The organism is Micromonospora chaiyaphumensis, assembly GCF_900091435.1.
Taxonomy (GTDB): domain Bacteria; phylum Actinomycetota; class Actinomycetes; order Mycobacteriales; family Micromonosporaceae; genus Micromonospora; species Micromonospora chaiyaphumensis.
Window position 1 is genome coordinate 262,784 of the sequence record NZ_FMCS01000010.1, and the last position, 19,599, is coordinate 282,382.

The window sequence follows — 19,599 nt, forward strand, 5'->3', positions numbered from 1 at the left end:
CGCTCAGCGCAGCGAGAGGGCGGCCAGCGCGGCGTTGACGATGCTGCCGGGCAGCAGGTCGTGCAGCTCGTACAGCTCTCCGACGCTGCCCGACTGGCCGAACTCGTCCACGCCGAGCGGCACGGCCGGGGCGCCGAGCGCCGAGCCCAGCCAGGCCATCGCGTGCGAGGCGGCGTCGTGCACGGTGACCACCGGCACCCGGTCGGCGAAGGCCGACCGCAGCGCCCCGGGCACGCTCGGCACGGTCGCCGTCCGCACGCCCTGGCGCAGGGTGCGCTGCCACGCCCGGTAGAGCCGGTCCAGGCTCGTCACGTCGACCACGTGCGCCGCGACGCCTTCCTCCGCCAGCTCCGCGGCGGCCGCGAGGACCTCCGGGAGCACCGCGCCGGAGGCGGCGAGCTGCACGACCGGGGCGTCGGCGAGGTGGGGGTACGCCTCGTGCGCGTCGACGAGCCGGTACGCGCCCGCCACCACCTGCCGGCGCAGCACCGCGTCGCCGATCCGGGCCCGGGCCGCCTCGAAGGGCGCCTGGTCGATCGGCCGGGTGCTGAGCCGGAAGTAGTACGCCCCGTCCTCGGCCGGCGCGGCGGTGGCGGCCGGCGCCGCTCCCCCGGCGATCTGGCCGAGCGCGTCGCAGAGCAGCCAGTCGAGGCTGCCGGCGTACGCGGGTTCGCAGAAGGTGACCCCGGGCAGTTCCAGGCCGACGGAGGCGGTGATGGTCGACTGGTGGGCGCCGCCCTCCGGGGCGAGGGTGATGCCGGACGGCGTGCCGGCCACCACGAACCGGGAACCGGAGTAGGTGCCGTAGAGGAACGCGTCGAGGCCGCGCAGCACGAACGGGTCGTAGACCGTGCCGACCGGGAGCAGCGGCTGCCCGGACAGGTCCCACGACAGGCCGAGCTGGCCGAGCAGCAGGAACAGGTTCATCTCGGAGATGCCCAGCTCGATGTGCTGGCCCGCCGGGGTCTCCGTCCAGCGCAGCATCCGGTCCTCGGTCCAGGAGCGCTGCTCGGTGGGGGCGAACACCCCGGTCTTGTTGATGAAGCCGGCCAGGTTGGTGGAGGTGGCCACGTCCGGCGCGGTGGTGACCAGGTAGGGGGCGACCTTCGGATCGCGGGCCAGGTCGACCAGCACCCGGCCGAAGACCTCCTGGGTGGAGACGGGCTTGTTCACCCGTACCCTGGTGGTCTCCGGGACGGTGACGCCCAGCGCCCGCTCGCGCGGCGCGCGGGCCAGCGCCTCCCGGCGCTCGCCGGCCCGGATGCCGGCCGGGGACGCCGGGTCGAGGCGGTCCCACTCGGTGTCGCGGGTCAGGCCGAGGGCGGTGCGCAGCGCGTCGACCTGCTCGGTGGTGAGCAGCGCCGAGTGGTTGCGCGGATTGCCGGCGATCGGCAGGCCCCAGCCCTTGACCGTATAGGCGAAGACCACGCTGGGCCGGTCGGTGACCGCGTCGCACTGGGCGTACGCGTCGAGCATCGCCTGGAGGTCGTGCCCGCCCAGGTCGGTGACGAGCGGGCCCAGCTCGTCGTCGGGAATGTCGGCCACGAAGGCGGCCACCTCGGCCGGGGCGCCGTCCAGGAACTGCTTGCGCAGGGCCGGCCCGGCCAGCCCGAACAGCGACTGGTACTGCTCGTTGGGCATGAGGTCGATCCAGTCGCGCAGCGCCGCGCCACCCGGCCGCTCGTACGCCTCGGCGAGCCTGCGCCCGTACTTGACCTCGACCACGTGCCAGCCGGCGGCCTCGAACTGGCCACGCCACTGGTTGATCCGCACCCCGGGCACGACCCGGTCCAGCGACTGGCGGTTGAAGTCCACCAGCCACATCACGTTGCCCAGCCCGGTGGTCGCCGGGTCGGCGACGGCCTCCCAGATGTTGCCCTCGTCCAGCTCGGCGTCGCCGATGAGGGCGATGAAGCGGGAGTGCGGCCGTTCGCCGAAGTGCGCGTCGACGTAGCGGCGGGTCACCGCCGCGAACAGCGGAGCGGCCGCGCCCAGGCCGACCGAGCCGGTGGAGAAGTCCACCCCGTCCGGGTCCTTGGTCCGCGACGGGTACGACTGGAGCCCGCCGCGCGCCCGCAGCTTCGGCAGGTAGGACCGGTCCAGGTTGCCGAGCAGGTACTGGACGGCGTGGAAGACCGGCGAGGCGTGCGGCTTGACCGCCACCCGGTCCTCGGCGTCCAGGTGGGCGAACCAGAGCGCGGTCATCGCCGTGACCAGCGAGGCGCTGGACGCCTGGTGGCCGCCGACCTTCACCCCGTCGCCGGTGTCCCGGTCGTGGTTGGCCGCGTCCACGATGCGCGTGGCGAGCCAGAGCACCCGCCGCTGGATCTCGTCGAGGACGTCGAGGTCGTGCTGGTTCACGGTGACTCCATCCGGGCGTCGCCGTTGACGCCCACCGAGGGGTTGGCGGACAGGAAGGGCCCCTTCGTGGCGAAGGGGCCCTTCCCTGCGGGCTCAGCCCTGGACGCCGAGACGCTCCAGGATCAGCTCGCGGACGGTCTTGGCGTCGGCCTGGCCGCGGGTGGTCTTCATGACCGCGCCGACCAGCGCGCCGGCCGCCGCGACCTTGCCGCTGCGGACCTTGTCCGCGACGTCCGGGTTGGCGGCGATGGCCTCGTCCACGGCGGCGGTCAGCGCCCCGGTGTCGGAGACGACCTCCAGGCCCCGGTTGGTCATGATCTCGGCCGGCGAACCCTCGCCGCCGATCACGCCCTCCAGCACGATCCGGGCCAGCTTGTCGTTGAGCTTGCCGCCGTCGACCAGACCCTGCAGCTCGGCGACGTGCCTCGGGCTGACGCCGACGTCGGCCAGCTCCACGCCGGTCTCGTTGGCCCGGCGGGACAGCTCGCCCAGCCACCACTTGCGGGCGGCGGCCGGGGTGGCACCGGCGGCCACGGTCGCCTCGATCAGCTCGACCGCGCCGGCGTTGACCACCGACTGCATGTCGAGGTCGGACAGGCCCCACTCCTGCTGGATCCGCTTGCGGCGCAGCCGCGGCAGCTCCGGCAGGGCGGCCTTCAGCTCGGCCACCCAGGCGGTGTCCGGCGCGAGCGGGACCAGGTCCGGCTCCGGGAAGTACCGGTAGTCGGTGGCGGTCTCCTTGGACCGGCCGGGGGTGGTGTCCCCGGTGTCCTCGTGGAAGTGCCGGGTCTCCTGGGTGATGCTGCCGCCGGCGTCGAGCACCGACGCCTGGCGCAGCATCTCCGAGCGGACCGCCCGCTCGACCGAGCGCAGCGAGTTGACGTTCTTGGTCTCGGTACGGGTGCCCCACTCCTCGCCCGGCAGGTTCAGCGAGGTGTTGACGTCGCAGCGCAGCGAGCCCTCCTCCATCCGGACGTCGGAGACGCCCAGGGAGCGGATCACGTCGCGCAGTTCGGTGACGTACGCCCGGGCCACCTCGGGGGCGAGCGCGCCGGTGCCGGGGATCGGCTTGGTGACGATCTCGACGAGCGGGATGCCGGCCCGGTTGTAGTCGACCAACGACTCCGTGGCGCCGTGGATCCGGCCGGTGGCGCCGCCGACGTGCAGCGTCTTGCCGGTGTCCTCCTCCAGGTGCACCCGCTCGATGCCGATCCGCACGGTCTCGCCGTTGACCTCGACGTCCAGGTGGCCGTCGACGCAGAGCGGCTCGTCGTACTGGCTGATCTGGAAGTTCTTCGGCATGTCCGGATAGAAGTAGTTCTTCCGGGCGAACCGGCACCACTCGGCGATGGAGCAGTTCAGCGCGAGGCCGATCCGGATGGTCGCCTCGATGGCCGCCTTGTTGGCCACCGGCAGCGAGCCGGGCAGGCCCAGGCAGACCGGGCAGACCCGGGTGTTCGGCTCGCCGCCGAAGTCGGTCGGGCAGCCGCACCACATCTTGGTGTTCGTGCCCAGCTCGACGTGGGTCTCCAGGCCGATCACCGGTTCGTAGCGCGCGACGACCTCGTCGTACGCGGGCAGTGTCGTCGTCATCGGTGCTCCTGCCTCACAGTGCCGGTGGGGTGAACGTGCCGACCGTGGACTCCAGTGCGGCGGCGACCCGGTACATCCGGTCGTCGGCCATGGTCGGGGCCATGATCTGGAAACCGACCGGGAGGCCCTCGGAGAGGCCGCACGGGACCGAGATGGCCGGTCCGCCGTACAGGTTGGTCGGGATGGTGAACAGGTCGGCCAGGTACATCTGGTAGGGGTCGGCGGTGCGCGCCCCGATGGGGAAGGCCACGAACGGGGTGGTCGGCGAGATGAGCGCGTCCACCCGCTCGAAGGCGGCCGTGAAGTCCCGGGTGATCAGGGTGCGGACCTTCTGCGCCTGCCCGTAGTAGGCGTCGTAGTAGCCCGAGGAGAGCGCGTAGGTGCCGATCATGATGCGCCGCTTCACCTCGGGGCCGAAGCCGGCCTCCCGGGTCAGCGACATGACCTCCTCGAGGGACCGGTTGCCGTCGTCGCCGACCCGCAGGCCGAACCGGACGCCGTCGAACCGGGCCAGGTTGGAGGAGCACTCGCTCGGCGCGATCAGGTAGTAGGCCGGCAGCGCGTACTGGAAGTGCGGGCAGGAGACGTCGACGATCTCGGCGCCCAGCTTCGCGAGGGCCTCCACCGACTCGCGGAACGCGGCCATCACGCCCGGCTCGGCGCCCTCGCCGGTGAACTCGGTGACCACACCGAGCCGCACCCCGGTCAGGTCGCCGCTCGCTCCGAGCTTCGCGGCGGCCACCACGTCCGGCACCGGGGCCGGGATAGAGGTGGAGTCGCGCGGGTCGTGGCCGCCGATCACCTGGTGCAGCAGGGCGGCGTCCAGCACGTTGCGCGCGCACGGGCCGGGGGTGTCCAGCGAGGAGGAGAACGCCACCAGGCCGTAGCGGGAGGTGCCGCCGTAGGTGGGCTTCGCGCCGACGGTGCCGGTGACCGCGCCGGGCTGGCGGATCGAGCCGCCGGTGTCCGAGCCGATCGACAGCGGCGCCTCGTACGCGGCGAGCGCCGCGGCGCTGCCACCACCCGAGCCGCCCGGGATCCGCTCCAGGTCCCACGGGTTGCGGGTCGGCCCGTACGCCGAGTATTCCGTGGAGGAGCCCATGGCGAACTCGTCCATGTTGGTCTTGCCGAGCATCACCGTGCCGGCGGCGCGCAGCCGCTCGACGATCGTCGAGTCGTACGGCGGGCGCCAGCCCTCCAGGATCTTCGAGCCGACGGTGGTCGGCACACCCTTCGTGGTGAGCACGTCCTTCACGGCGACCGGCACGCCCGCGAGGGGGCCCAGGTCCTCGCCGGCGGCCCGGCGCTCGTCCACGCTCCGGGCGGCGGCCAGCGCGCCCTCGGTGTCGACGTGCAGGAAGGCGTGGACCTGCTCGTCGACGGCGGCGATCCGGTCCAGGTGGGCCTGCGTGACCTCCACGGCGGAGGTCTCGCCCGTCGCCACCAGGCCGGCGATCTCGGCGGCGGTGAGCCGGGTCAGGTCAGTCATGAAGCCACATCCTCGTCCAGGATCCGCGGGACGCGGAACCGCTGCTCCTCGGCGTCGGGCGCGCCCGACAGCGCCTCCTGCGGGGTCAGGCACGGCGTCACCACGTCCTCGCGGAGGACGTTGGTCAGCGGCACCGAGTGGGACGTCGGCGGGATGTCCGCCGCGGCGACCTCGCCGACCTGGGCGACCGACTGGAGGATCACGTCCAGCTGGCCGGCGAAGGTGTCCAACTCCTCCTCGGTGACGGCGAGCCGCGACAGTCGCGCGAGATGCGCGACCTCCTCGCGGGAGATGGCGGCCATCGGGTGCCCCCTTCGTGGCTGTCCTGCTGCGTCTGCGGTGTGCCGGCCGCGCGCTCGCCGGGGACGATGACACGCGGTGACCGGAGCGAGTCTATTGCCCTCCGGTCCGGCCGACGCCTCCGACTCCCGGTGCCGGCCTCCGACTCCCCGTGCCGGCCACGGGAGCGCCGGTCAGCGGGACGGGCGGCGCGGCCCCTCGCCGTCCGTCGCGACGGCGGGGTGCACCGGGCGGTAGCGGGACAGCCAGGTGACCAGCTCCTCGGCCGGCATGGGCCGGGCGTAGAACCAGCCCTGCGCCACGTCGCAGCCGGCCGCGTGCAGCAGCCGCCAGGTGCGCTCGTCCTCGACGCCCTCGGCCACCACCCGCAGCCCGAGCGCACCGGCCAGCTCGATCATCGAGCGGACGATCGCCGCGTCGTCCGGGTCGTCGGCCATCCCGAGCACGAAGGACCGGTCCACCTTCACCTCGGACAGCGGGAGCCGGCGCAGGTGCTGCAACGACGAGTAGCCGGTGCCGAAGTCGTCCAGCGCGATGCCGACCCCGATCCGGTGCAGCTGGGTGATGCTGGCCAGCACCCGCCGCGGATCGGCCATGAGCGCGCCCTCGGTGATCTCGACCTGGAGCCGGTCCGGGGGGACGCCGTACCCGGCCAGCCGGTCGGCGATCTGCTCGGCGATCTCGCCGGTGTGCAGGTCGCGGACGCTGACGTTGAGCGCGGCGCGCAGAATGACGCCGGCCGCGGACCACTTGGCGAGCTGCTCCACCACGTCGTCCACCACCCGGCGGGTGAGCAGCCGCATCACCGCGCTCTGCTCGGCGACCTGGATCAGCTCCCCGGGGTCGACCATGCCCCGGCGCGGGTGCCGCCAGCGCAGCAGCGCCTCGACCCCGACCACCTGGCCGGTCGCGATGGCGACCTGCGGCTGGTAGTACATGGTGATCTCGCCCGGGTCCCCGGCCGGGTCGTCGAGCCCGGTGCCCGCACGCTGCTCCGCCGCCCGGGTCCGCGCGGGCGCGCTGCCTGCCGCGGCGCGGTCCGGGACGTCGGCACCGCCGACCTCCGGGCGGTCGGCGCTCACCGTCCCGGGCCGGCCGCCGGAATCGCCCCCGGGCACGTCGCCGGGCGTCACCTCCGGCCGGCCCTCGGGGAGCGTGCCGGGCCGGTCGCCGAGCAGCCCGGGCCGGTCGTCGGGCGTCCCCTCGGGGAGCGTGCCGGGCTGGCCGCCGAACGCCGGGGTGAGGCGGTCGCCGTCGCCGGGGTTCTCCGCCGGGGCCGTGCGGGCGGCCCGGCGACGGATCGGGTCGGCGCCGGTGACGATGCGGTTGATCAGCTCGTCGTCGTGCCGCACCTCGACCCGCTCGCGCCGCCGCAACCGCCACCGCGCCGGCGGCTCCAGGTCCCGGCGCGGCGTGACACGCGCCGAGCCCGGAGCACCGGGAAAGCCCTGCCGGCCACCGTTGCGGGACACGGCGTCGCCGCCGGTGGGCCGGGCCGGCGCGGGCAGGCCGGGCGCCGGCGCCAGGGCCGCACCGTCGCCGCCGCGTACGCCGGGAGGCTCCTCGGCCGGTGCGGGCGGGCCGGAGTCCAGCACCCGGCGCAGGTCGGCCAGGAGGCTCAGCCGCTCGGCCGAGTTGTGGTCGGACTCGGGCGCGTAGACGGCGACGGTGTCGTTGCGGTGCTTCGCGTCGTACATGGCCACGTCGGCGTGGCGCATCAGGGTGGCGAAATCCTCGCCGTGCTCGGGGAAGAGGGCGATGCCGATGGAGCCGCCCACGTCAAGCGGCAGGCCGTCCAGCGGAACCGGCTCGGCGAGCGCGGCCACCACCCGGTCGGCCCGCTCCCGGGCCTGGTCGGTGCCGGTGAGCCGGGGTACGACGATGGCGAACTCGTCGCCACCGAGCCGCGCCACCAGGTCCTCCTCGCCCACCACGTCGATGAGCCGGGCACTCACCTCGACCAGCAGCCGGTCCCCCACGGCGTGCCCGAGCGCGTCGTTGACGTGCTTGAACCGGTCGAGGTCGAGCAGCAGCAGGGCCAGGTGGGCGTCCGCATCGCCCCGGGCGGCCCGCTCGGCGTGCAGGTGCACCTGCTCGGCCACCTCGGTGAGCAGGGCCTTGCGGTTGGGCAGCCCGGTGAGCGGGTCGAGGTCGGCGAGCTGCTCCCGCTCGGCGGAGAGCCGGGCCATCCGGTAGACCGCGAACAGCGGCACCAGCACCAGCGGGATCAGCGCGGCGCTGGCCCGGGCCGCGGCCACCAGCACCGGGGCGAGCAGCAGCAGCGAGCCGGTGGAGAGCAGCTCGTAGGCGAGGCCCTGCCGGACGCTGGGCCACCAGCGGTCGCCGAACCGCAGCCGGATCGCGCAGCTGACCAGGCCGTAGTTGACGACGAACCAGGCGGTGGTGGCGCCACCCACCGCCGCCACGTCGGTCCAGTGCAGCCGGCCGCCGCCGAACAACTCGCCGGGGCCGAACCGGGTGACCGCGTACGCGGCGGCCAGCGCGCACGCGTACTGGGCTCCGTTGAAGGCGGTGCGCCAGCCCGCGTAGCCGAGCCGCCAGCCGGAGACGGCGACCGCCACGGCCTGCACCGCGACGGCCGGGCCGAGGCCCCAGCCGAGCAGGATGGCGAAGGTGAAGCAGGTCGACGGGAAGACCGCCGAGGTCTGCCGCCGGCCGGGCGGCACGAACGGGCGGGCGTCGCAGGCCACGGCGAGCGCCGCCATGGTCCAGAAGGCGGCCGGCAGGTGGCGCAGCTCGTCGGGGAGCGCGGCCAGCGGCCCGGCCGAGACGAGCACGGCCAGGACGCCGACCACACCGACGAAGCCGAAGAACGGCCCGGTCCGCCCGGGCGGGACGGAGTTTCGCGGGTCGCCCGTCTCCATCGCACCTCCCCGGGGTCGGCCCCTGGCGCGCGCCGTCACACGCCGTACGCCAATGAAACGCCCTTGGTGTCGATTTCCCCGACACGACAGTCACGAATCGGTCGTAGTCGTAATTAAGTTGGAATGCGCGACGAGCGCCGCCGGTCAGCCCTCGATGCGGGCCACCTCGCGGGCGGCGTCCGGGCCGGACTCCAGCAGCACCCGGAAGCCCGCCTCGTCGAGGACGGGCAGCTTGAGGCTGGCCGCCTTGTCGGCCTTGGAGCCCGGGTTGTCGCCGACCACCACGAAACCGGTCTTCTTGGAGACCGAGCCGGTGACCTTGCCGCCCCGGCTCTGGATCGCCTCGGACGCCTGGTCGCGGCTGAACCCGGCCAGCGTGCCCGTGACCACCACGGTCACCCCTTCGAGCGGGCGCGGGCCCTCCTCGCCGGCCTCCTCGGCCATCCGCACGCCGGACTCGGCCCACTTGCGCACCACCTCGCGGTGCCAGTCGACGGCGAACCACTCCTTGATGCTGGCCGCGATGGTCGGGCCGACCCCGTCCACCGAGGACAGCTCCTCCTCGCTCGCGGCGTCGATCGCCTCGATCGAACGGAAGTGCCGGGCCAGGGCCTGCGCCGCGGTCGGGCCGACGTGCCGGATGGAGAGCGCGACCAGCACCCGCCACAGCTCCCGCTCCCTGGCCACGGCCAGGTTGTCGAGCAGCTTGGTGGCGTTGCTGCCCAGCGTGCCGTCCTTGTTGACGAAGAACGGCGAGCGGGAGAGCTGCTCGGCGTCGAGCGCGAACAGGTCGCCCTCGTCGTGGATGATCCCGGCGTCGAGCAGGGCGGCCGCGCCCTTGTAGCCGAGCACCTCGATGTCGAAGGCGCCCCGGCCGGCCAGGTGGAAGACCCGCTCCCGCAGCTGCGCCGGGCAACTGCGCGAGTTGGGGCACCGGATGTCGACGTCGCCCTCCTTGGCCGGTGCCAGCGGGGTGCCGCAGGCCGGGCAGGCGGTGGGCATGACGAACGGGCGGGCGTCGGCGGGGCGCAGGTCGACCACCGGGCCGAGCACCTCGGGGATGACGTCGCCGGCCTTGCGCAGCACCACCGTGTCGCCGATGAGCACGCCCTTGCGCTCGACCTCCCGGGCGTTGTGCAGGGTGGCCAGGGCGACCGTGGAGCCGGCCACCCGGACCGGTTCGAGGACGGCGAACGGGGTGACCCGGCCGGTGCGCCCGACGTTGACGTCGATGTCGAGCAGCTTGGTGGTCACCTCCTCCGGCGGGTACTTGAACGCGATGGCCCAGCGTGGCGCGCGGCTGGTCGAGCCGAGCCGCCCCTGGATGGAGACCGGGTCGACCTTGACCACCACGCCGTCGATCTCGTGCTCGACGTCGTGCCGGTGCTCGGCGTAGTAGGCGATGTATTCGGCCACCCCGGCCAGGTCGGGCACCACCCGCCAGCGGTCACTGGTCGGCAGCCCCCACGCCTTGAGCGCCGCGTAGGACTCGGACTGCGCGGCCGGCTGGAAGCCCCTGCGGGCGCCGATGCCGTGCACCACGAGGCGCAGCGGCCGGGAGGCCGTGATCCGCGGGTCCTTCTGGCGCAGGCTGCCGGCGGCCGCGTTGCGCGGGTTGGCGAACGGCGCCTTGCCCTGCTCGACGAGGCCGGCGTTGAGGTCGGCGAAGGCGGCCACCGGGAAGTAGATCTCGCCGCGCACCTCGAGGAGCTCCGGCACGTCGGGGAACTCGTCGGAGGGGGTCAGCCGGGCCGGCACGTCCCGGATGCTGCGGACGTTGGCGGTGACGTCCTCACCCGTGCGCCCGTCGCCCCGGGTGGCGGCCCGGACCAGCCGCCCCTTCTCGTAGGTCAGGTTGATGGCGAGGCCGTCGACCTTGAGCTCGCAGAGGTAGGGCACCGGGCCGCCCGCGTCCCGCTCGACCCGCTCGGCCCAGGCGGCCAGCTCCTCGTCGGCGAAGGCGTTGTCGAGCGAGAGCATCCGCTCGGCGTGGGTGACCGGGGTGAAGTCGGTGGAGAAGGTGCCGCCGACGCGCTGGGTCGGCGAGTCGGGGGTGCGCAGCGCCGGATACTGCTCCTCCAGCGCCTCCAGCTCGCGGAGCTGCTTGTCGAACTCGGCGTCGGAGATGGTCGGCGCGTCCAGCACGTAGTAGCGGTATTGGTGCTCGGTGAGCTCCTGGCTCAGCGTGGCGTGCCGCTCCCGCGCCTCGGGGGTCGGCTCGGCGCCCGCCGCCGCCTCCTGGGCGGGGCTGACCGCCTGAGGGATCGCTTCTTCGGACACCCTGCCGCCTTCGGACACCGCTGTCGACCTCCCGTGATCGTGCTACTCCCGCACGGTATCGGTCGGGCCTGACAACCGCCCCCGCCAGACCGCCACCTTCCCCGACGATCATGAAGTTGGCGGCACCGAAGCGGACATTCCACCCCGCAACCCTCATGATCGACCGGCGCGGCCCAGGGGTGGGAGGTGGCGCCGTGGGAGGATCGCCGGACGGTCGTCGGCCGGCACGGGCGAGAGGCGGGGTACGGATGCGCGACGGGCTGCTCTGGGCGGCGGTGATCGCGGCGTGCGTGGCGGCCGGGTGGCTGTGGGGCGAGTGGCGACACCGCGCCGCGAACCGGTCCGCCGAGGCGGGCCAGAACGCGGGACGCCGGAACTCCCGGCCCGGCGGTCGCCCCGACAGCACCCGGCCCGGCGCGAAGCCGACGCGCGGGCGTGCCGGGGCGCCGCCGCGGCCTCGGCGGGCCGGCAAGGATTCGGCGGAGGGGCCCCGGCCCGGGGAGATCTGGTGGGCCGACGTGCCCTACGCCGACGGGACCGGCTCGAAGGTGCGCCCCTGCCTCGTCCTGCGCGTCGACGGCCGGGACGCCGACGTCCTGAAGATCACCAGCCAGGACAAGTCGCACCGGGACGACCATTTGCCGATCCCGACCCGGAGCTGGGACCCGGACGCCCACCACGACAGCTACCTGGACATCAGCGAGCCCGTCCCGGTGCCCCTCAGCGCCTTCGCGGACCACGCCGGCGCCTGCGACCCCGACCTCTGGCGCGGCATCCGCCGCCTCCCCCACCTCACGGCCTGACCCCGTCCGGCCCCGCTCTCCGGGTTAGTTGATCATGGGGTTGTTGTGCCGAACCCCGCGTGTCACGGCAACAACCTCATGATCAACCAGGTGAGGGGCGGGCCAGGGTGGGGTGGGCCCGGGTCAGTCCAGCGGGGTGGCCAGGGCGGTGAGCTGGTCGGCGTACTCGATGCGGGTGGACCACTCCGCCGGCCAGGCCGACATGCCGTGTGCGGCACCGACGAAGGCACCGGCCAGGGCGGCGATCGAGTCCGAGTCGCCCGCCGTGGTGGCGCCCCGGGCCAGCGCGCCGACCGGGTCGTCGGGGTGGCGCAGCGCGCAGAGCAGGGCGGTGGCCAGCGCCTCCTCGGCGATCCAGCCCTCACCGGTGAGCCGGCACGGGTCGCCGCCGTCGTCGGGGCGGGCCAGCGCCGCGTCGAGCCGGCCGAGCACCCGCAGGCAGTCGTCCCAGCCCCGGGCCATGAACTCCGCCGGCGTCGACTCGCCCGGGCGCTGCCACAGGTCGCCGAGCCAGTCGCCCCGGTAGACCGTGCGCTGCTCGCGGGCCCGGTCGGTGAGCAGCCCGGGCACCTCCGGCAGCGCGGCGCCGTCGCGGAGCAGCCGGACCGCGTACGCGGTCAGTTCGCTGGCCGCCAGGCCGGTCGGGTGGCCGTGGGTCAGGCCGGCCTGGAGCTGGGCCAGCCCGGCCAGCGTGTCGAGGTCGACGTCGAGCAGCCCGACCGGGGTGACCCGCATGTTGGCGCCGCAGCCCTTCGAGCCGGCGACCGTCGCCTCCTGCCAGCGGGTGCCCCGGTCCAGCTCGGCGCAGGCGCGCAGGCAGGTCATCCCGGGTGCGCGGTTGTTGTCCGGGCTGACCGCCCAGTCGAGGAACCGCCGCCGCAGCAACGGCTCCACCGCCTCCGCCGTGAAGGCCGGGGCGTCGTGCAGCGCCCAGGCCACCGCGAGCGCCATCTGGGTGTCGTCGGTGACCAGCGCCGGGTCGCCGGTCAGCTCCCGCGGGCCGGCCGGGCCGTAGCGGCGGACGATCTCGGCGACGGTGAGGAACTCGGTGGGCTTGCCCAGGGCGTCACCGTAGGCGAGGCCGAAGAGCGAGCCGGACGCGCGGCGCGGGGCGGAGTCGATCACGCTGGCGATCATGCCCCGCCCGCGCAAGCCCGGCCCGGTCAGTCCCAGCAGAGGCAGAACGGGTGCCCGGCCGGGTCGGCGTAGACCCGGAAGCCCTCCCCCTCGCCGGGGAGCCGGCGGGCGCCGAGGGCCAGCGCCGCCTTCTCGGCGGCCTCGATGTCCTCGACCGTCACGTCGAGGTGGAACTGCTGCGGCCGTTCCGGGTCGGGCCACTCGGGGGCACGCAGGTCGAGCGCCTTCTGGAAGGCGAGGCGCGGCTGGTGGCCCGGCCGGTTGCCGAGCACCACCCAGTCGTCGCCGTCGGAGTTGTCCTCGATCAGCGGAAGGCCGAGCAGCTCCGCGTAGAAGCCGGCCAGCGCGCGCGGATCAGGGCAGTCGATCACCACGGAACGCAGCTGTCCAATCATGCCGGTCATCCTGCCCCCGGCGTACGACGGGAAACCTCACTCCTCGGCGAGCCGGCGGCCGGCGTCCCGGCAGGCGGCGAGGACCGCCCGCACGTACGCCGGGTCGGCGCCGGCCAGGCCGCAGGCGGGGGTCACCACGACCTGCTCGGCGAGCCGGCGGCGGGAGAAGCCGAGCTGGTCCCAGACCCGGCGTACCCGGTCGGCGACCTGGGCCGAGGTCGGCGCGCGACCGGCCGGCGGCGGCAGCGCGGGCGCGGCGCCGGCCAGCAGCCCGAGCCCGGCGTCGATCGCCTCGCCGAGCGGGTCGAGGTCGGTGACCAGGGCCAGGTCGAGGGCGACGCCGACGGCTCCGGCCGTGCGGATCAGCTCCAGCGGCACGTCGGCCGCGCAGCAGTGCACCACGGTGGGCACGCCGGCCGCCTCGATCACACCGTGCAGCAGCGCGCGGGCCACCTCGGACTCGACCGCCCGGTGGGTGCCGAAGCCGCTCTCGGTGGGCACCCGGCCGGCCAGCACGGCGGGCAGCGACGGCTCGTCGAGCTGGAGCAGCACCGTGGCGTGGGGCAGCCGCCGGTCCACCGCCGCCACGTGCCCGCGCAGCCCCTCGCCGAGCGAGCCGGCGAGGTCCCGGACCGCGCCGGGGTCGCGCAGCAGCCGGCCGCCGATCGGCAGCTCCAGCGAGGCAGCCAGGGTGAACGGGCCGGCGGCCTGGACCTTGACCGGGCCGGCGTACTCCTCGGCCTGCTCGGCGAGCTGGTCGAGGTCGCGTTCCATGAGGTCGCGGGCGCGGCGCAGGTCCTTGCCGGGACGGGGGGCGATCCGCCAGCGGGCCGCGTACAGCTCGACCGGCAGCTCGACGAGGAGACCGCCGGTGCGGCCGATCAGGTCGGCGCCGGGGCCACGGTCGGGCAGCTCGGGCAGGTGCGGCAGGTCGGGCAGCTCACCGAGCACGATGCGCTGCGCCTCGGCGACGTCGGTGCCGGGCAGCGACCCGATCCCGGTCGCCGTCCCCGCTCCCCACGGCCAGGTCGTCTCACTCACCGCCGCAGCCTATCCACCGCCCGGCGACCACCGAGGGCTCAGGCGGTGATGGTGGCCGAGCCGAGCACGACGTCGCCGGCCGGGTCCGGGCGGTACGCGACGATCGCCTGCCCGGCGGCCACCCCGCGGACCGGGCGGCGCAGGTCGGCGTGCAGCCCGTCGGCGTGCAGCGACACGGTGGCCGGCACCACGTCGCCGTGCGCCCGGAGCTGCACCTCGCACTCGATCGGCCCGTCGGGGCGTGCGCCGCCGGTCCAGACCGGGCGGGTGGCCCGGACCTCGGCGACCTCGAGGGCCTCGGCCGGGCCGACGGTGACGGTGTTGGTCTTCGGGGTGATGGAGAGCACGTAGCGGGGGCGGCCGTCCGGTGCCGGCCGGTCCAGGTGCAGGCCGCGCCGCTGCCCGACGGTGTACTGGTAGGCGCCGGTGTGGCTGCCCACCACCGCGCCGGTGAGCGCGTCCACCACCTCGCCGGGGGCCTCGCCGAGCCGCTGCGACAGGAAGCCCCGGGTGTCGCCGTCGGCGATGAAGCAGATGTCGTGCGAGTCCGGCTTGTCGGCCACCGCGAGGCCGCGCCGGGCGGCCTCGGCGCGCACCTCGGCCTTGGTCGAGTCGCCCAGCGGGAAGATCGACCGGTCGAGCTGCGCGCGGGTGAGCACCGCGAGGACGTACGACTGGTCCTTGGCCGCGTCGACGCTGCGGCGCAGCAGGCCGTCCGCGCCGAGCCGGGCGTGGTGGCCGGTGACCACCGCGTCGAAGCCCAGGGCCACGGCCCGGTCCAGCACCGCGGCGAACTTGATCTTCTCGTTGCAGCGCAGGCACGGGTTCGGGGTACGGCCGGCCGCGTACTCGGCCACGAAGTCGTCGACCACGTCCTCGTGGAACCGGTCGGCCATGTCCCACACGTAGAACGGGATGCCGAGCACGTCGGCGGCGCGACGGGCGTCCCGGGAGTCCTCCAGGGTGCAGCAGCCCCGGGCGCCGGTGCGGTAGGTCTGCGGGTTGCGGGCCAGCGCCAGGTGCACGCCGGTCACATCGTGCCCGGCCTCCACCGCACGTGCCGCCGCCACGGCGGAGTCCACGCCGCCCGACATCGCCGCCAGAACCCTCACCAGCTCGCTCCCCTCGTCATCACCGAGGGTATCCGGGTCAGCGGGGCGTGCGGAGGGCGGCCGCGCGGCGGGCCCGCTCCACGGCTGCCGGCAGCGCGGCGATCAGCGCGTCAACGTCGGCCCTGGTGCTGGTGTGGCCGAGGGTGAAGCGCAGCGACGAGCGGGCGCGGTCGTCGTCGGCGCCCAGGGCCAGCAGCACGTGCGAGGGCTGGGCCACCCCCGCGGAGCAGGCCGAGCCGGTCGAGCAGGCGATGCCCTGGGCGTCGAGGAGCAGCAGCAGCGCGTCCCCCTCGCAGCCCGGGAAGGAGAAGTGCGCGTTGCCGGGGAGCCGGTCGGCCGGGTCGCCGTTGAAGATCACCTCGGGGACCGCCTGCCGGACCCGCTCGACCAGCTCGTCGCGGAGCGCGGCGACGCGGGCCGCGTACTCCTGCTGGCCCTTCACCGCGGCCTCGACGGCGACCGCGAAGGCGACGATGCCGGCGGTGTCAAGGGTGCCGGAGCGGACGTCGCGCTCCTGGCCACCGCCGTGCAGCAGCGGCGTGGCGGCCACGTCGCGGGCCAGCAGCAGCGCGCCGACCCCGATCGGGCCGCCGAGCTTGTGGCCGGTCACCGTGAGCGCGGCGACGCCGCTGGCGGCGAAGTCGACCGGCACCTGGCCGACCGCCTGGATCGCGTCGGTGTGGAACGGCACCCCGTGCTCGGCCGCGACCGCGGCCAGCTCGGCGACCGGCTGCACGGTGCCGACCTCGTTGTTGGCCCACATGGCGGTGACCAGGGCCACCCGGTCGCCGTGCGCGGCCAGGTCGGCGCGGAGCCGCTCCGGGTCGAGCCGGCCGGCGGCGTCGACCGGCAGCCACCCGACCTCGGCGCCCTCGTGCCCGGCCAGCCAGTCCACCGCGTCCAGCACGGCGTGGTGCTCGACGGCGCTGGAGACCACCCGGACCCGCTCGGCCCGGGCGGCGCGGCGGGCCCAGAAGATGCCCTTCACGGCGAGGTTGTCGCTCTCGGTGCCGCCACCGGTGAAGATCACCTCGGACGGGCGGGCGCCGAGCACGGCGGCCACCCGTTCCCGGGACTCCTCCACCCGCCGCCGGGCGCGCCGGCCCGCCGCGTGCAGCGACGACGCGTTGCCCACCTCGCGGGCCGTGGCGACGTACGCCTCGAGTGCCTCGTCGAGCATCGGGGTCGTCGCCGCGTGATCCAGGTATGCCATCACCGTTCAGCCTAACGGCCGAGGGGCGTGCCGCCGGATGCCGGACCACCCGTGCGGTGCGGGCCGCCGGACGCCCGGCCGGCGCGGCTCCGACGGGCCGGCCGGGGGCTCGGGGGCGGAAGCCACATCGGACGCACCGGGTGCCGCTCCGCACGACCGCCGGTCGCACCCGCGCCGGGCGAATCTCCCGGGCTTTCCGGGGTATTCAGGTCCGGCCGATCCCCGGACGCCGCGGATGTTCTTCTTGGGTACCCTGGGCAAGGCGTCGAACAGTTCGACCTCGAGCCCGCCCGCTCCGGCGGCACTCCGCCGAGGGGCACCCTGACGGGCTGATCGGCGGGCCGGCTCAGCTCCCCGGCCCGCCGATCAGCTCCCTTCCACCGCACGGAAGGGCCGCAACACACGCGAGCCGCCGCCCGGATCACCGGGCGGCGGCTCGTGTCGTGAAGCGGGTCACTTGCGCTTGCGGATCTCCTCGGCGGCCTGCGGGACGACCTTGAACAGGTCGCCGACCACCCCGAAGTCGGCCAGCTCGAAGATCGGCGCCTCGGCGTCCTTGTTCACCGCGACGATGGTCTTCGAGGTCTGCATGCCGGCCCGGTGCTGGATCGCGCCGGAGATGCCCAGCGCGACGTAGAGCTGCGGGGAGACGGTCTTGCCGGTCTGGCCCACCTGGAACTGGTGCGGGTAGAAGCCGGAGTCGACGGCCGCGCGGGACGCGCCGACGGCGCCGCCGAGCAGGTCGGCCAGCTCCTCGACCAGCTTGAAGTTGTCGGCGTTGCCGACACCGCGACCACCGGAGACGACGACCGACGCCTCGGTGAGCTCCGGACGGGAGCCCTTCTGCTCGGCGACCCGCTCGACGACCTTGGCCAGCTTGTCCGCGTCGGAGACCGACACGGCGAGCTGCTCGACGGCCGGGGTGGCCGCGGCCGGGGCCGGGTTGAGCGAGTTGGGCCGGACGGTGACCAGCGGCAGGCCCTTGGTGACCTTGGACTTGACGATGGTGGAGCCGGCGAAGGCGACCTGGGTGGCGGTGCCGTCGGCGGCGAGGGCCACCACGTCGGTCAGGATGCCGTTCTCCAGCTTGACGGCCAGGCGGGCGGCGATCTCCTTGCCCTCCTGCGAGGAGGCGAGCAGCACCGCGGCCGGCTGCACGCGCCGGACCAGCTCGGCCAGCACGGTGGCCTTCGGAGCCACCAGGTAGCCGTCGATCTCCTCGCCCTCGGCGGCGTAGATCTTCTCCGCACCGTACTCGCCCAGCTTGGCGCTCAGCGCCTCGGCGGCGCCGGCGCCACCGAGCACGACCGCGCTCGGGGTGCCCAGCTCGCGGGCGAGGGTGAGCATCTCCAGGGTGACCTTCTTGACGCCGAACTCCTTGGTGGCTTCGACGACGACGAGAACCTCAGACATGTCCCAGACCTCTCACACGAACTTCTCGGTGGCGAGGAACTCGACCAGCTTCACGCCGCCCTCGCCCTCGTCGGTGATCTTCTCGCCGCCGGAGCGCGGCGGGCGCTTGGTGTGCTCGAGCACGGCGCTGGTGGCGCCGTCGAAGCCCACCTCGGCGGGGGCGACGCCCAGGTCACCCAGGGAGAGCGTCTGCACCGGCTTCTTCTTGGCGGCCATGATGCCCTTGAAGGAGGGGTAGCGCGGCTCGTTGATGGTGTCCCACACGGAGACCACGGCCGGGGTCGAGGCGGTGACCACCTCGTAGCCCTCCTCGGTCTGCCGCTCGACGGTCAGGGTGGCGCCGTCGACGGTGAGCTTGCGCGCGCCGGTCAGGGCGGCCACGCCCAGCCGCTCGGCGATCATGTGCGGCATGACCTGGACCCGGCCGTCGGTCGACTCGGCGCCGCAGATGACCAGGTCGGCGTTGAGCTGCCCCAGGGCGGCGGCGAGCACCTTCGAGGTGGTCACGGCGCAGGACCCGTGCAGGGCGTCGTCCACCACGTGCACGGCCTTGTCCGGCCCCATGGAGAGCGCCTTGCGGATCGACTCGGTCGCCCGGTCCGGACCCATGGTCAGGATGGTGACCTCGCCGCCGTGCGCCTCCTTGATCTTCAACGCCTCCTCGATGGCGTACTCGTCCATCTCGTTGATGACGTTGTTCGCCGAACCGCGGTCGACGGTGTTGTCGTCAGGACGCAGGTTGCGGTCCGCGCCCGAATCGGGCACCTGCTTGACGAGTACGACGATGTTCATCGCGCTTCGACGACCCTCCTGTTTGGTGTAGCGATCACTCGCCCGGTCTCGGGCGCAGCCTCGCGCGTGACTTAACGTTCGGTCAACCGCGCGGAGCTGTGCAGTTGCCCACGGCCCTATGTTACCCACAAGTAGCTTCGGCTCTCCGGAGCCTCAGAGTGACACAGCTCACCGAGCCCTGCCGCGCCGGGTAAGCTCCCGCAACAGGGGGTGACGGATATGTCGGAAAAGAACGTTTCGGTGAGCGCGACGGACGGCTCGCGGACCGTCCGCCGCGCCTGCCGCCGGATGCTCCCGGAGACCTACCGCTGCGCCTGCGGCCGGGTCCGCGACCGCTGTGTCCGGGCCAGCGTGCGCGCGCTCTGGTCGGCCGACCCGGTCAGGCGGGCTCGGCCAGCGCATGCCTGATCTTGTCGATCACCGCCGCCTCGGCGGGCGACACACCCCGGTGGGCCTGCGCCACCCGGTCGGCGGCGGCCAGCACCACCGACCGGTACGCCTCGACGTCCCCGGGTGACTTGGTGCGCAGGATCTCCACCGCGCGGCCCAGCGCCGGCAGCACGGTCGCCTCGATCTCCAGCGCCGAGTCCCGGGGCAGCTGCGGCAGCGGGCCGGTGGTGAGCGCCTCCTTGACCACCCCGCTGGCGTCCGCGAGGGCCCCGGACGCGGCGATGCTCTCCCGCACCATGGCCAGCATGCCGGGCACGGCGTTGGAGACCAGGAAGACGGCCCCGAAGGCTCCGGTCTTGAGGGTGAGCTGCTCGTCCGCCGTCAACCGCTCCATG

Annotated in this window: 15 protein-coding genes; 1 reads left to right on the forward strand and 14 read right to left on the reverse strand. The window is 74.3% G+C overall.

Annotated elements, in window-relative coordinates; genetic code table 11:
• Window positions 1-3: 3 nt before the first annotated feature.
• The 6 genes from GA0070214_RS25355 to ligA form a co-directional block, all read right to left on the reverse strand.
• Window positions 4-2,361: a transketolase-like TK C-terminal-containing protein gene (locus GA0070214_RS25355; protein ID WP_091268911.1), complete on the reverse strand. Its 2,358-nt coding sequence runs from the start codon at window positions 2,359-2,361 to the stop codon at window positions 4-6.
• A gap of 93 nt (window positions 2,362-2,454) precedes the next feature.
• Complete coding sequence (gene gatB, locus GA0070214_RS25360; RefSeq protein ID WP_091268913.1) at window positions 2,455-3,954, reverse strand: Asp-tRNA(Asn)/Glu-tRNA(Gln) amidotransferase subunit GatB; 1,500 nt, start codon at window positions 3,952-3,954, stop codon at window positions 2,455-2,457.
• A gap of 13 nt (window positions 3,955-3,967) precedes the next feature.
• A complete protein-coding gene (gene gatA, locus GA0070214_RS25365; protein ID WP_091268915.1) occupies window positions 3,968-5,443 on the reverse strand; it encodes an Asp-tRNA(Asn)/Glu-tRNA(Gln) amidotransferase subunit GatA in 1,476 nt (491 codons plus the stop codon).
• Window positions 5,440-5,745, reverse strand: coding sequence for an Asp-tRNA(Asn)/Glu-tRNA(Gln) amidotransferase subunit GatC (gene gatC / locus GA0070214_RS25370; protein WP_091268917.1), 306 nt, complete (start codon window positions 5,743-5,745; stop codon window positions 5,440-5,442). Before gatC ends, gatA begins: the two co-directional genes overlap by 4 nt.
• 171 nt (window positions 5,746-5,916) lie before the next feature.
• Window positions 5,917-8,628, reverse strand: coding sequence for a bifunctional diguanylate cyclase/phosphodiesterase (locus tag GA0070214_RS25375; RefSeq protein WP_091268919.1), 2,712 nt, complete (start codon window positions 8,626-8,628; stop codon window positions 5,917-5,919).
• 144 nt (window positions 8,629-8,772) lie between these two features.
• Window positions 8,773-10,908 (reverse strand): NAD-dependent DNA ligase LigA, encoded by a 2,136-nt coding sequence (gene ligA / locus GA0070214_RS25380; RefSeq protein WP_091268920.1) that lies wholly within the window; start codon window positions 10,906-10,908, stop codon window positions 8,773-8,775.
• Window positions 10,909-11,156: 248 nt separating this feature from the next.
• Between ligA and GA0070214_RS25385 the strand changes: the two genes are divergently transcribed.
• Window positions 11,157-11,711: a type II toxin-antitoxin system PemK/MazF family toxin gene (locus GA0070214_RS25385; RefSeq protein WP_091268922.1), complete on the forward strand. Its 555-nt coding sequence runs from the start codon at window positions 11,157-11,159 to the stop codon at window positions 11,709-11,711.
• 123 nt (window positions 11,712-11,834) lie between these two features.
• On the opposite strand, the gene GA0070214_RS25390 is transcribed toward GA0070214_RS25385, so the two are convergent.
• From GA0070214_RS25390 to GA0070214_RS25425, 8 genes are all read right to left on the reverse strand, one after another.
• Complete coding sequence (locus tag GA0070214_RS25390) at window positions 11,835-12,848, reverse strand: ADP-ribosylglycohydrolase family protein (protein WP_091268924.1); 1,014 nt, start codon at window positions 12,846-12,848, stop codon at window positions 11,835-11,837.
• Window positions 12,849-12,874: 26 nt separating this feature from the next.
• Window positions 12,875-13,243, reverse strand: a complete 369-nt coding sequence (locus GA0070214_RS25395; RefSeq protein WP_208602892.1) for a VOC family protein — start codon at window positions 13,241-13,243, stop codon at window positions 12,875-12,877.
• A 36-nt stretch (window positions 13,244-13,279) separates the two neighbouring features.
• Complete coding sequence (locus GA0070214_RS25400) at window positions 13,280-14,284, reverse strand: uroporphyrinogen decarboxylase/cobalamine-independent methonine synthase family protein (RefSeq protein WP_091268927.1); 1,005 nt, start codon at window positions 14,282-14,284, stop codon at window positions 13,280-13,282.
• A gap of 38 nt (window positions 14,285-14,322) precedes the next feature.
• Window positions 14,323-15,396 carry a tRNA 2-thiouridine(34) synthase MnmA gene (mnmA, locus tag GA0070214_RS25405; protein WP_091268929.1) on the reverse strand — a complete coding sequence of 358 codons (1,074 nt, stop codon included), beginning with the start codon at window positions 15,394-15,396 and terminating at the stop codon, window positions 14,323-14,325.
• Window positions 15,397-15,433: 37 nt separating this feature from the next.
• Window positions 15,434-16,609, reverse strand: a complete 1,176-nt coding sequence (locus tag GA0070214_RS25410; RefSeq protein ID WP_091268931.1) for a cysteine desulfurase family protein — start codon at window positions 16,607-16,609, stop codon at window positions 15,434-15,436.
• Between the two features lie 453 nt (window positions 16,610-17,062).
• Window positions 17,063-18,022, reverse strand: coding sequence for an electron transfer flavoprotein subunit alpha/FixB family protein (locus GA0070214_RS25415; protein WP_091268933.1), 960 nt, complete (start codon window positions 18,020-18,022; stop codon window positions 17,063-17,065).
• Window positions 18,023-18,034: 12 nt separating this feature from the next.
• Entirely contained in the window at window positions 18,035-18,814 is a 780-nt protein-coding gene (locus GA0070214_RS25420; RefSeq protein ID WP_091268935.1) for an electron transfer flavoprotein subunit beta/FixA family protein, read from the reverse strand.
• Between the two features lie 379 nt (window positions 18,815-19,193).
• Window positions 19,194-19,598: a hypothetical protein gene (locus GA0070214_RS25425; RefSeq protein WP_091268937.1), complete on the reverse strand. Its 405-nt coding sequence runs from the start codon at window positions 19,596-19,598 to the stop codon at window positions 19,194-19,196.
• Between the last annotated feature and the right edge of the window lies 1 nt (window position 19,599).